The organism is Candidatus Pelagisphaera phototrophica (assembly GCF_014529625.1).
Classification (GTDB): Bacteria; Verrucomicrobiota; Verrucomicrobiia; order Opitutales; family Opitutaceae; genus Pelagisphaera; species Pelagisphaera phototrophica.
The window spans coordinates 3,918,210-3,930,229 of sequence record NZ_CP076039.1 but is presented as its reverse complement, the minus strand read 5'-3'; the positions used below and the strand labels follow the sequence as shown (position 1 = coordinate 3,930,229).

The window sequence follows — 12,020 nt, the reverse complement described above, 5'->3', positions numbered from 1 at the left end:
TCCAGAGTCGTTTTTCTCTGGCAGACTGCGAAGGTAGGGCTAGCGCTTACGCTATGCCGCGTTTCCTATGGGACGGGCGTGCTCAAGAAATCGATAGCCACAAAGAGGTGCAAAAGACACAAAGAACGATCGTGGCAGATCATCGCTTAAGCATGGTTTTGATAGGGCCGTGTTCTTGAAACTTTCTAGAAGACAAATACTCTAAAATCTTAGGCTGGGTCGTCGACCTGGTGATCTTAGACTAAAAATTGTCATACCGGTTCGCTAAGCTTCAGCGTTAGAGGCTAAAAGGGGGAGGCTTGCACCTCCCCCCGTTTGTTTTCTTTTTCAGCGCTTTCTCGGACGAGTCAGCGTTCTTGTTCTTGGGTCCCGAATAGTGGCCGTGCCACCAAACAGGACGTTTCTTACTCCCATTCCCTTTATCATGTTCGTGTTGTTTTCTTAGGACCGATATTTCGTCGGCCAGTCTGGATTTAGCATAAACCGCGCCCATGGAAGGCCCAGTTTTCTATTTTCGCGTATTTAACAAGACGGTTCATTTTGAACTCGTCCTGGCTCCAATTAAGAGGGTGCACTCGCTAGTGGGTGGTTCTGCATTAATAGAAAGAAGAGGCCAGCTTGCCTCCGGAGCTAAAAGATCTACTTTTGATATTACGAGTATCCGGGATATCAAAAAGACGACTATCCGTGTACGACTTAGGACGATGGAGCGCATCTGGGACTCGCTCTGTCACGAGGAGGCCGAGCCGGAATCTCCTTCTTGGCACGAGACGATTCTAAACGAACGGAAGCAAATGATGGATTCTGCCGAAACCAAGTATTTGACGATTGAACAGCTGCGAAAGCGGTATCGCTGATGGAAATCCAAGCTGTTGTCACACTCGAAGAAGCGACTAGGGATTTGGATGCTGAAAAAGCGTTTTAGGAATTCAATGAAGAAGGAATGGAACTCCACTCCAATGACAGTCTTCCATCGGACATCGAGCCACTTCGACGATTGCCGTAATCGCTTTTGTGGCACCAATTATGAAATTCGGTCAATGTTACGAGTATGTGGGTACAAATATGATTAGACCTGCCCCTAAGCAGGCAAACCTTCTACGTTTCGAACCCTGTGTGATTCAGCGTCGTAATGAAAGGAATTGATCTCAAATGGGACTCGGAAAAACACTGAAAAGGCTCCACTACTAAGCTAGTAAAAATGAGTGGCTTCACTACTTTTCGATGTTTCGCCGTATCGCTCTTGCTGCAGGATTTATTCCCTCTAGATTGCAAAAGAGTCTCGGATAAAAGTTTACCGTACTCTCCGTGAACCAACCAATGGGGAATTTCTTGGAAGCCCTTTATCATACATGTTATTAATACACATTTGTCGGGGTAATGCAGTTTTTGGCCGCCATCCTCCTACTTATCCCGCGGACCGCAACAATGGGAGCTCTTATATATTTCCCGATAATCTTAAATATCTGCATTTTATCCCTCTCTGTTAGATTTGATGGATCCCTTATCATTTCCCCGTTAATGGTGTGTGCTGTTTCGTATTTACTATGTTGGGACTATTATGAGTTCAAAAATTTGTTCCCCTTTTTACGATTCAGACTGGGATCTTCCTCAAAAAAGCGAATTGACGAAAAAGACCCCGGTGAAGTTTTTTTTCGGTGTAATTGCGGTAATCGTTCTAACAGCGCTTCATGCCCAAATTTTATACGCGATAATGCTGAGAAACACATTTTCTGACTGCCGAGCTCAATGCGAGGGGGAAGATGATAGAACGTGTATAGAATTTTGTGAGTGCATTCACAAAGAAGGTAAATCCCTGAAACAATGTTTGGAGGAATTCAAAGAAAACCCAGACTGAAATTTTTAAGTTGAACGTCCGGTCTTGGGGGCATCGAGAAAAGACCGACCGCCTGCTATTCTCGATTTCTCGTATCGAAGGCGATGGTGACGGGGCCGTCGTTTACGAGCGAGACTTGCATGTTGGCGGCAAAAACGCCGGTCTTTACCGGGTAGCCAAGCGTTGCGCTGAGTGCTCGGACGACGTCCTCGCAGAAGGCTTTTCCTTTTTGGGGATCTGCTGCGTCGTTGAAGGAGGGTCGGTTTCCTTTCTTGGTGGAGGCGATCAGAGTGAACTGGCTTACGATCAGCAATTCACCTTGGATCGATTTTAGATCGCAGTTCATTTGCTGGTTGTCGTCTTCGAACACGCGTAAATGGCAGATCTTCCGGACCATCCATTCGATGTCTTCGTTCGTATCCAGTTTGTGTATCCCTAGGAAAACAAGCAGCCCTCGGCCAATCGATGTGTGCTCTTTACCGTCGATTGACACAGAGGCTTCGGCTACTCGTTGGACGACCGCTTTCACGATTAGAGCTTTCTGAGAATGGCGAAGAACTCGATCCCGTTTTCCTCACCGGTGGATCGGAATTCGATTTGGAACTCAATCACGAGGGTTTTCTTGCAAGCCATAAGGAATTCCAAAAAAGTATGGCTGTCCCAAACGTGAGCATGCTCGCGACGGGAGCGGGCGAATGCGATGTCGCCTTTGATGTCGCGTCCCGGTTCCTCGAATACGTGTTTGCCGACATGTCGAAGGAAGTCCAGGTAGTGTTCATCGTCGACTTCGTCTACACCGTTTATGTACTCGGTTTCCAGATGTTCGTAACTGGTTAGCGGGCGCTCCTTGTCAAAGGTGTAGCGTTTGTCCGGAGCCGCGATGGCGATCCAGCCGCCGGTTCGGAGAACATAGAACATGTCTTCAATCATGGCAATCGGGCAGGCGACATGCTCGATGACGTGGTTGGCAATGACGAAATCCTGGCTGCTGGCCGTCAGCTTCCGCAGGTCGCGCTTGTCCACATCCCCAAGGATGTCGACGGGAACCAATTCGCTATTTTGAATTTCGGGGAAACGCGCGGATGCGGTTTTCGGATCAATGGCGTCGAAATAGGAAACCTGGCAGAAGCTTGGAAGCTTAGCCGGTTCTCCGAAGGCTCCGATTTCAATGCCTTTCCCGCTTAAAAGAGTGTAGCCTTCTTCACGGTGTTTCAATGCGGCTAGAGGACTTTTAGTTTGATTGGCGGGAGGACTGTGGGGGCGGGACGTTGTTCCGGCTCAGTCGAAATCCACCTCTGGCTCGACCTCTGCGTCGTAGTCCACACCTTTTATGCCGAAACCGAAGAGCCTGAGAAAATCGGTCTGGTATCCTTCGAAGTCCGTCAGCTCCTCCAGATTTTCAGTTGAAACGAGGGGCCATACTTTAGTGACCGCATCTTGTATCTTGTCCTCCATCTCCCAGTCGTCCATGCGGATGAGACCAAGCTCGTCGAGGGGGACGTTGCCACCTTGGTTGTAGAGACGATCGGAAAACAGCCGTTGTATTTGCTCGATACAGCCCTCGTGGCCGCCGAGCTCCTTCATGATCTTGAAGAGAATAGTGATGTAGAGATTGACCCCTGGGATGGCGGAGCTCGCTTGGGTCACGACGGCTTTGTTTACCGAGACATGGGCTTCACCGCCTAATTCACTGACAGATTCATTAATCGCTGCCTTGGCCCGACGGAGATCGACTTTGGCCTGTCCGATGGTGCCGTCTTTGTAAATAGGCCAAGTTACCTTGGGTCCGATGTAGTCGTAGGCTACTGTCTTAAAGCCTTCGGAGAGCAGGTCGGCGTCCTTGAGGGCCTGTATCCACAATTCCCAGTCATCGCCCCCCATCACTTTGACAGTGTTTTGTATATCCTCATCGGTAGCAGCGTCCACGGTCGCTTCCTGGATCGACCTTTTGTCGGTATCCAAATATTTGTTCGAGTAGGCTGCCCCGATCGGCTTGAGGGCGGAACGATAGGTTTCACCTGTTTTCGGATCGGTGCGGCGAGGCGAGGCGAGCGAGTAGATCACGAGGTCAATTTTCCCCATGTCCAACTTTATTCGTTCGATGGATTGCTCCTTGATTTCGTTTGAAAAGGCGTCGCCGTTGATGCTACTGGCATAGAGGCCGTCTGCTTTGGCCGCTTTTTCAAGGGCGACTGAATTGTACCAGCCCGGTGTGGCGGTTCGTCCTCGCTCCGAAGGGCGCTCGAAATAGATTCCAAGGGTGTTGGCGCCGCATCCGAAGGCTGCTGCAATGCGGGATGCGAGGCCGTATCCGGTTGATGCCCCGACTATGAGAACATTTTTGGGCCCATTTTCGACAGGGGACTGGTTTTTGACATAGTCAATCTGCTCCTGGACATTGGCGGCACAGCCAGTTGGGTGAGCTGTGACGCAGACGAAACCTCTTACTTTGGGACGAATAATCATAAAAAATTGGGATTAGCTGAATTACAGGGAGTGCGTTGATGAAACGAACTTTGAGCAATGTCAGCCTTTATTTGGGAAACATCGGTCGATTATTCCAGTTAAATTCTACAGGGATATCAGAGCCTATGACTGAATCGTTACCAATCCAATCCTGTGCGAATCGCAATCAGGAGTATATTGGCTACGTTTTGAAAAGGGGTCCTACCGAGTCCAGCGTCTTAAAAAAGCGCCAGTCCGATTAGCCCCAAGATTACAAGGAGAGCGAGCAGTGTCAGGATTTTCCTCTCCTGCTTGGTTGTTTTGAAAAGCATGAATACAGAGTGGATTAGTGTACGAATAAGCGCTAGAACGCCTTCAAAGTAAGAGATGATTATGTACAGAAAAGGGAATGTTCTCAAGCTTTTCGCGCTCATCTGCGGGGTAATGCCCCTCTTGAGCTACGGGCAGGACTACCAGAAGGGTGCGGTTGATACGGAGCAGGCGATTGCCGAGCTAGTATCCGGAGTCACAGCAGTGCAACCTGGGCAGACCATCGATGTGGCGCTGCGCCTCCAGTTGGATCCGCATTGGCACGTTTATTGGAAAAACCCGGGGGATACGGGGTTAGCGCCGTCGATTGATTGGGAGGCTCCGGATGGAATAGAAGTGGGCGAACTGGAGTTTCCGACTCCAGAGAAGATCATTACACCTCCCGATTTTGTCTCGTACGGCTATGAGGGGGAGGTATTCGTTCTGGCGAAGGTCACGATCCCGGAGGATTTCGGATTAGGTCAGACTATTTCGCTCAATGCCGATGCCAGTTGGCTGGCTTGTGAGCAGATGTGTATCCCGGGAGGGGCGAAGCTCGCTCTGGAATTGCCGGTTTCTGGCGAATCGGCTGATTCCTCGCAGTGGGGAGATGCTTTGGCGTTGGCGCGGGCAAACCTCCCGAAAACGCCCGACGGGGCAGTGCTTACTTTCGAAGCGCTCGAATCCACGATCTCGGTTAGCATCGATTGGGCGGGTTTCAATGGGATCGACACCAAATCCCTCTATTTCTATCCGGAGGAAGAAGGTTTGATCAATTCAGCCGCGGCCCAGAACTTCGCCCTTACTGATTTGACCCTCATCGTGTCGATGCAGAAGTCGGAATACCATGAAGGTTCAGTCGATCGGCTTTCTGGGGTACTATCTCACGAGGCGGGCTTTGCGTCTGCTAGCGATGCGAAGGCGATTTTTCTGGATTCGGCGATCAAGCCGGCGGCGGATGCAAACACGGCTTACGCAAGTGGCGGGGAATCGACTATCGGTTTTGCTCAAGCCCTCTTGTTCGCGTTTGTCGGCGGAATGATTCTCAATTTGATGCCCTGCGTGTTCCCGATCTTATCCATAAAGGTGCTTGGTTTCGTTCATCAGTCGGGAGAGGACAACAAGAAGGTCTTAGCTCACGGACTTACGTTCGCGGGAGGGGTGCTGGCGTCCTTTTGGGTATTGGCGGGCGCGTTGATCGCCTTACGGGCGGGTGGTGAAAGCCTTGGCTGGGGATTTCAGCTTCAGTCACCCTATTTTGTGGGGGCGTTGCTTTTGATCATGTTCCTGCTGGGGTTGAGTTTGGTGGGTGTATTTGAAATAGGGACTTCTGCGATAGGGCTCGCGGGAAAAGTCAAAGGAGAGGGGTATGGAGGCTCTTTCTTCTCCGGAGTTCTGGCCACTGCGGTCGCGACCCCCTGCACCGGTCCTTTCATGGGGCCTGCGCTTGGATTTGCCCTTACCTTGTCGGCCTTCCAGTCGATGACAGTGTTTACATTTTTAGCATTAGGAATGGCGGTCCCTTATTTGACTCTCTCGTCTTTTCCTAAGCTGATAGAGAAGCTTCCCCGTCCGGGCGCGTGGATGGAGACTTTTAAACAGGTCATGTCCTTCCCGATGTTCGCAACCTGTATTTGGCTGATCTGGGTGATGGGGGCTCATGTCGGTAACGACGGACTTATCATGGTTCTTGGGGGATTGCTCGTTGTGGCGATCGGGGCGTGGGTCTACGGACGTTGGTCGTCGCCAGTGAAACCGGTTACGACTCGCAGAGTTTCGACCATTTTCGCGGTAGTGATCGCTGTCATTGGAGTATGGATGCTGATGCCTTCTGAAGAAGCGACATCGGCAGTGGCTACGGAAGAGGCGGGTGGTCCTGACAAGTACGGCGTAGTCTGGGAAAATTTTTCTCCGGAGCTGGTCGCATCGGCTCGACAGAAAGGAAAACCCGTCTTTATCGATTTCACCGCCAAGTGGTGCCTTACCTGTAAAGCGAATAAGGCGGTCGTTTTCGCCTCGGACGAAGTAAAAAATCGTTTTGATGAATTAGGTTTCGTGATGGTTAAGGCTGATTGGACGAAGCGGAATCCCGTTATCACTGATGCTCTAGAAGAGTTTGGTCGCTCAGGAGTGCCGTTGTATGTCATGTATGATGGAAAATCGGATACGCCGAAAATCTTGCCTGAGCTATTGAACCCGGGAATCGTCCTGGATGCGCTAGAGGGGATCGAAAGTCCTGCCGCATCGATAGCGAGTAAGTGAATTAAGTATCTCCGGAGTATTTTTAGGTATTGGGCGATTTCCGATCGCACAATGCCGTATATATTGGGTAGGCGACTCAGGAGTCGTTCGCAGAATAGAATACTAATGGACTGTACTTAAGCCCTGCTGAGCTGTCGGCATCCTAGTATTGCCGTCTCAGATTGCTCGGCAGGATGCCGAGCTCTTCCCGGTACTTGGCTACGGTACGTCGCGCGATGTTGATTTCCTTCTCTTTGAGAAGGGCGACGATTCCTTGATCGCTCAATGGTTTGGTGGGTTCTTCGTTTGACACCAATTGCTGGATCATTCCCTTGACGCTGGTATTGGAGATATCCTCACCGCCTCCCCCTTTGTAGCCGGGGGTGAAAAAGAACTTCATATCGAAGATCCCATGCGGGGTCTGGATGTACTTGTTGGCGATCGCCCGGCTGACCGTCGTTTCGTGAACCCTCACCGTTTCAGCGACCTGGGTCATGGTGCAAGGTTTCAGCTTGGCCACTCCATCCTCGAGGAAGGCGACTTGTATTTTTACGATCTCGTTCGCGATTCGCTCGATCGTTTGCTGGCGTTGCTCGATCGAGCTGATGAGAAATTTGCCGGATCGCATCTTCTCCTGAATGTACTCTCTCTCCTCGGGGGAAAGCTGGCCCTTGGCGATCATTTCCTTGTAGGAAGGACTGATACGAAGACGAGGAATGTAGTCGCTGTTTAGGGTCACCTTCCACTTGTCCTCATCTCTTTCCACGACGACATCGGGGAGTACGGATCGATTGGTGTCCTCGGAAAAGCGGCGACCGGGAGCGGGGTCAAGCAAGGCGATATCGTCTATAGCCGCTTGAACCTCATCGGAATTAATCCCCATTTTCCGAGTGATGTCGGGAATACGTCTTCGGGTGAGAAGCTTAAGATGATTCTGGACCATCTCGTAGGCATCCGAGTTTCTGAGGCCCTGCAGTTCCAGTTGCGTAGCCAGACAGTCTTGGAGATCGAATGCGCCGATTCCAGGAGGGTCGAATGACTTCAACGTTTGGTGAGCAGACTGCATCTCGCCAAGCGACATGCCGGAAAATAAGGCGAGATCGGAGAGAGATGTGTTTAGAAACCCGTTGTTGTCGAGGCTACCGACAAGGTATTCGATCGCTTCGCACTCCTTGGCGCTGATATCGGACAAAGACGCTTGGGAAAGAAGGTGCTCCTGCAATGAAGTCTCGGTCACGAGGGAGTCGAAAAAATGATCGCGACGCTCCGCATCCTCAGAGGTAAAGCTCTGACCGCTGCTGGCCTCGGACAGGTGGTCGCGCCAGTCTTGGTCGATCTTGCTCAGAATCTCGAATGTCTCGTCGAACTTCAATTCTTCGTTCTGGCTAGCAGATTCCTGTTCAGGGTTCTCGCCATCCGACCCGTTTAACGTGCCGTCGTCTAGGCTTACTCCATCCATCGGCATTTCTTCCAGCGACGGATTTGTTTGAAGCTCTTCCTGGATCGTTATGTTGAGATCCTGGGCGGCAACCTGCAGAATCTTAAGCGAATGACGCAGTTGAGGGGCAAGGACTTGAGACTGCGTCTGCTTTTGTCTCAGTTCTTGATTGAATCCTTGTGCTGCCATTTTTTCGTCGAAAGATTTACTGCGCGGACAAGATGCATCTTCGCGCTCAAAGTGCTATCGGATAAGATCCCTATAGAGAATTTTTGATCATTGCAAGCCGCATGACATAATTAGCGCGATTTATGCTTTATATTGTTATATTTGGTTTACAATTCAGATTCCGCCTCTTGACAGGATCGTCTAAAAATCGGATTTTCGGCTTGTGATCACACTTACTGAAAACGCGGCAAACAAGGTCAAGCAACTCCAGGAGGAAAAAGGTGGAGGGGGGAAGTTACTTCGTATTTTCGTCGAATCCGGAGGTTGTTCAGGTTTCCAGTATGGAATGTCCTTTGATCTTAAGAACGATGACGACCGCACACTCAAAAGTGCAGGAGTCTCTTTTCTAATGGACGATGCAAGCATCGAATATATGAAAGGCAGCGAGATCGACTTTGATGACGGTCTGCAGGGCAAGGGGTTTGAGATTAGGAATCCCAATGCCGACAGCACTTGCGGATGTGGCAAGTCTTTCAACTAAAGTAATGTATCGCCTGAATCGTTGCCGGGAAGTTCGGCCTACTTGTTTTGGAAGCGTCGACGCAGCCCGGCATTGTTTGATTAAGGGGTACATGTCGGACGCTACAAACGCTTCACGTCGCGAGCGCCGTCCCGACGGTACCGAAGAACGTAGATGAGGCATTAATCCCGCACTTACGGTTGGTTGTCATCCAATGGCAGGGTTCTATGGCCCGGCGAACCACATAGGTTGAGTCAAGATAGTGGGCTCTACGTCTGGTCCTAGCGACTAGGCTTTAGCGATGTGCAAGGCTACGCTGCCGAGGGCGAGCGGGATCGCTATAATTTCTTTAAATCCCGCCTGTTCCAATTCGGAACTAATACCTTCGCGATCTGGAAACGTTTCGATGGAGTTGCATAGATATTGATAGGCGGGAAGATCTCCCGTTATCAAGCTGGCCACGATTGGAAGGAGGCGTTTCAGGTAGAAGTAGTAAAAAGGCCGATACACGGGATGCGGTTGGGAGAATTCAAGTATGAAAATGTGTCCATTTTCCGGGTCTAGAATACGTCGGATTTCGAGGAGTCCTTTGTGGCGATCTTCCAGGTTTCTATAACCGAAAGAGATCGTCGCTGCTTGAGCCAAGCCGGTATCCAATGGCAAGTCCAGTATATCTCCGATGCCGAACTCGATTTCAGGTTCTTGGAACTCGACTTGCTTTTTCTTTGCCTCATCGATCATGGGGGCACAGAAATCTAGACCTTTAATAACCGTTGACTTTGCAAGGCCTTCACGCAGTGCAAATGCCACGTCTCCACTGCCGGTCGCAAGATCCACGACCGTAGTTGGTTTCCGGTAGTCGACTTCTTCAACGAGACGGTTGCGCCAGATCTGGTCGATCCCAAAACTGAGAAGTCGATTGGCGAGATCGTACCGCGAAGCAATTCTCGCGAACATCGAATTTACCTTGGATGCGTTTGGCATGAGAGCTTACAAACTCGTGAAATTTTGCCTGATCAAGTGAGGCTATTCAGATTCTGCCTCGCTTTGTTGGCGGTAACTGTTGACGACCCAATCGGATAGTTCCTTTTCGGCATTCTTGACCACTGATCCAGTAATCGGGAAAATGGTTTGCCCGGTATTGCGCGAAATCAAAGTGAGGCCATGGTGAAAATCTCGAAACTTCAGTTCGCACAACGCCCGTATTGTTTTGTCGGCATCCAGACTTTCCTCAACGAGGGCTAGCACGGCCCCCTCGTCAAAATCGAGGGTAAAGCCATGCTGGTTTTCGAATCGCTGCCCATAAGTGGTGACTTCGCTCATCAAAACGCTGCGTTGCTCGGAAATATTTTCTCGGAGCAGTTTCTTCAAATCGCTTGAGGGGTCGTCGACGGTGCCACCTGTGACTTTGAACTGCTTGATTCCAGTGGAAGGCAGCTCAAATTTGAAATCCCGAAACACGCGTTCAAGAACCGTCATCAATCCGCGGGCTCCTGTTTTTTCTTTGTGGGCCCGGCGGGAAACCTTTTCTAGGGCTTCCTTGGATACATCCAGTTTTATACTGTAGCCATCAAAGTCCGCCAGGTATTGAGCGAGTATGCTTCCTTCCGAGGATGTTAGGATCTGGAGCAAGTCTTCTGGAAGCAGATGTTGACAGGCCACTCGAACGGGGAGTCGCCCAATGAATTCCGGTTCAAAACCATAGTCGATGAAATCGCGTGTCTCGACTTTGTTTAGGAAATCCTCGCTCTCTTCCTCCTCGCTCTTTCGTGACGCTCCAAACCCCATTGTGGTTGTGGCCAGGCGCTTTTTTACGGATTCGCCCAACTTTTCGAAGGCGCCGCTAACGATAAAGAGAATATGCCGAGTGTTGATCGTCTTCTGGCGCGGTTTTCCCGTTTGCTGAAAGTCCATCATGGCTTGCATCTGGCCTAGTAAGTCAGTTTGGCTTTGAAGGTTTACATCTGTTTCCTCCATAAGCTTGAGCAAGTTGATTTGCACCCCTCTGCCGGATACATCTCTTCCATGCTCCCCTTTCTGGGCGATCTTATCGATTTCGTCTATGTAGACAATGCCGTATTGGGCGAGGTCGACATCGCCATTAGCGTTTTTGACCAAGTCTCGCACGAGGTCGTCCACATCCCCGCCAACGTAGCCCGTTTCTGAAAATTTGGTAGCGTCAGCTTTGACAAATGGTACGCCAATCAGTTTAGCGACATTTCGCATGAGGTAGGTTTTTCCAACCCCGGTTGGACCGAGCAGGATAACGTTCTGCTTGGCATAGTCTCGCTCTTTGAGATCTGGATTTTCCAAACAACGGCGTACGTGATTAAAGTGGTCGCAAATGGCGACGGATATCACTTTTTTGGCTTCCCTTTGCTGAATGACGAATCGGTCGAGGTAGTCTCGAATTTCCTTTGGCTTAAGGTTGAATCCATAAATGCGCTTCAAGGCTTCCTCGCGTTCTTCGTCCACTTCCGAATCCTCTTTCTTTTCAGAAGGGGATGAAACGCCACTTTGCGGGGTGAAGCCTCCTCCCATGGGGAAAAACGACTTTCCTTGTTTAAAGGCCTGATCCAGGTTCCTCTTCAACTCCTCCATCGGATCTGGCGGTTCTTTGTCTTGGCTCATTGTGTTGAGTAAATTGCATGGCTTTGAGGTTGACGCAACCTAAACTGAGAAAGTAAGTTAGGGAGAATCATCTCTGGTAACTTCTACACACGCTCCCCATGTCCAATAATCTTACAAAACGTGATATTGTCTTAAAGATTTTCGATAAGACGAAAGATATTCCTCAGAGCAAGATTCAAGAGACAGTGCAGATGACGTTGGATATCGTGCTAGATGCTTTGGCAGAGGGGCGAAATGTTGAGTTGCGCAATTTCGGTGTTTTCGAAGTACAGAAGCGTAAAGCTCGCGTCGGCAGGAACCCGAACCGTCCAGAAACAGATGTCGTTATTCCCACGCGGGCTGTGGTGAAATTCAAGGCCGGTAAAGTCCTCAAAGCGAGAATCAAGGACATCGATTTGGGTTCTATTTAGACTTCGGCCCCTTTGGGGCGC

At 50.2% G+C, this 12,020-nt stretch carries 10 protein-coding genes; 4 read left to right on the top strand and 6 right to left on the bottom strand.

All coding sequences use genetic code 11. The features are described 5' to 3' along the window. Nucleotides 1-491: 491 nt before the first annotated feature. Entirely contained in the window at nt 492-857 is a 366-nt protein-coding gene (locus tag GA004_RS17170; protein WP_283395107.1) for an addiction module protein, read from the top strand. Nucleotides 858-1,913: 1,056 nt separating this feature from the next. Here the strand turns inward: GA004_RS17170 and dtd are convergent. The 3 genes from dtd to fabV all read right to left on the bottom strand — a co-directional run bounded on the left by dtd (nt 1,914) and on the right by fabV (nt 4,303). Beyond that, nucleotides 1,914-2,366 carry a D-aminoacyl-tRNA deacylase gene (dtd, locus tag GA004_RS17165; protein WP_283395106.1) on the bottom strand — a complete coding sequence of 151 codons (453 nt, stop codon included), beginning with the start codon at nt 2,364-2,366 and terminating at the stop codon, nt 1,914-1,916. 2 nt (nt 2,367-2,368) lie between these two features. After that, nucleotides 2,369-3,052 carry a methyltransferase domain-containing protein gene (locus tag GA004_RS17160; protein WP_283395105.1) on the bottom strand — a complete coding sequence of 228 codons (684 nt, stop codon included), beginning with the start codon at nt 3,050-3,052 and terminating at the stop codon, nt 2,369-2,371. A gap of 63 nt (nt 3,053-3,115) precedes the next feature. Continuing rightward, nucleotides 3,116-4,303, bottom strand: coding sequence for an enoyl-ACP reductase FabV (fabV, locus tag GA004_RS17155; protein ID WP_283395104.1), 1,188 nt, complete (start codon nt 4,301-4,303; stop codon nt 3,116-3,118). A 372-nt stretch (nt 4,304-4,675) separates the two neighbouring features. Between fabV and GA004_RS17150 the strand changes: the two genes are divergently transcribed. Next, on the top strand, nt 4,676-6,853 hold the full coding sequence (locus tag GA004_RS17150; RefSeq protein WP_283395103.1) for a protein-disulfide reductase DsbD family protein: 2,178 nt from the start codon (nt 4,676-4,678) through the stop codon (nt 6,851-6,853). Between the two features lie 142 nt (nt 6,854-6,995). Here the strand turns inward: GA004_RS17150 and rpoN are convergent, their stop codons facing one another. Next, on the bottom strand, nt 6,996-8,459 hold the full coding sequence (gene rpoN / locus GA004_RS17145; protein WP_283395102.1) for an RNA polymerase factor sigma-54: 1,464 nt from the start codon (nt 8,457-8,459) through the stop codon (nt 6,996-6,998). A gap of 202 nt (nt 8,460-8,661) precedes the next feature. On the opposite strand from rpoN, the gene erpA reads away from it, so the two are divergent. Then, entirely contained in the window at nt 8,662-8,979 is a 318-nt protein-coding gene (gene erpA, locus GA004_RS17140; RefSeq protein WP_283395101.1) for an iron-sulfur cluster insertion protein ErpA, read from the top strand. 267 nt (nt 8,980-9,246) lie between these two features. Here erpA and GA004_RS17135 read toward each other — a convergent pair whose 3' ends face one another. Then, entirely contained in the window at nt 9,247-9,942 is a 696-nt protein-coding gene (locus tag GA004_RS17135) for a ubiquinone/menaquinone biosynthesis methyltransferase (protein WP_283395100.1), read from the bottom strand. 42 nt (nt 9,943-9,984) lie between these two features. Beyond that, nucleotides 9,985-11,589, bottom strand: a complete 1,605-nt coding sequence (locus tag GA004_RS17130) for an AAA family ATPase (RefSeq protein ID WP_283395099.1) — start codon at nt 11,587-11,589, stop codon at nt 9,985-9,987. A 98-nt stretch (nt 11,590-11,687) separates the two neighbouring features. On the opposite strand from GA004_RS17130, the gene GA004_RS17125 reads away from it, so the two are divergent. Further along, nucleotides 11,688-11,999 (top strand): HU family DNA-binding protein, encoded by a 312-nt coding sequence (locus GA004_RS17125; RefSeq protein WP_283395098.1) that lies wholly within the window; start codon nt 11,688-11,690, stop codon nt 11,997-11,999. Nucleotides 12,000-12,020 lie beyond the last annotated feature (21 nt).

Excerpts from the sequence above, each read along its gene's own strand:
- rpoN (WP_283395102.1), bottom strand. The coding sequence starts at position 8,459 with ATGGCAGCACAAGGATTCAATCAAGAACTGAGACAAAAGCAGACGCAG.
- GA004_RS17150 (WP_283395103.1), top strand. The coding sequence starts at position 4,676 with ATGTACAGAAAAGGGAATGTTCTCAAGCTTTTCGCGCTCATCTGCGGG.
- GA004_RS17170 (WP_283395107.1), top strand. The coding sequence starts at position 492 with ATGGAAGGCCCAGTTTTCTATTTTCGCGTATTTAACAAGACGGTTCAT.
- fabV (WP_283395104.1), bottom strand. The coding sequence starts at position 4,303 with ATGATTATTCGTCCCAAAGTAAGAGGTTTCGTCTGCGTCACAGCTCAC.
- GA004_RS17125 (WP_283395098.1), top strand. The coding sequence starts at position 11,688 with ATGTCCAATAATCTTACAAAACGTGATATTGTCTTAAAGATTTTCGAT.
- GA004_RS17135 (WP_283395100.1), bottom strand. The coding sequence starts at position 9,942 with ATGCCAAACGCATCCAAGGTAAATTCGATGTTCGCGAGAATTGCTTCG.
- GA004_RS17130 (WP_283395099.1), bottom strand. The coding sequence starts at position 11,589 with ATGAGCCAAGACAAAGAACCGCCAGATCCGATGGAGGAGTTGAAGAGG.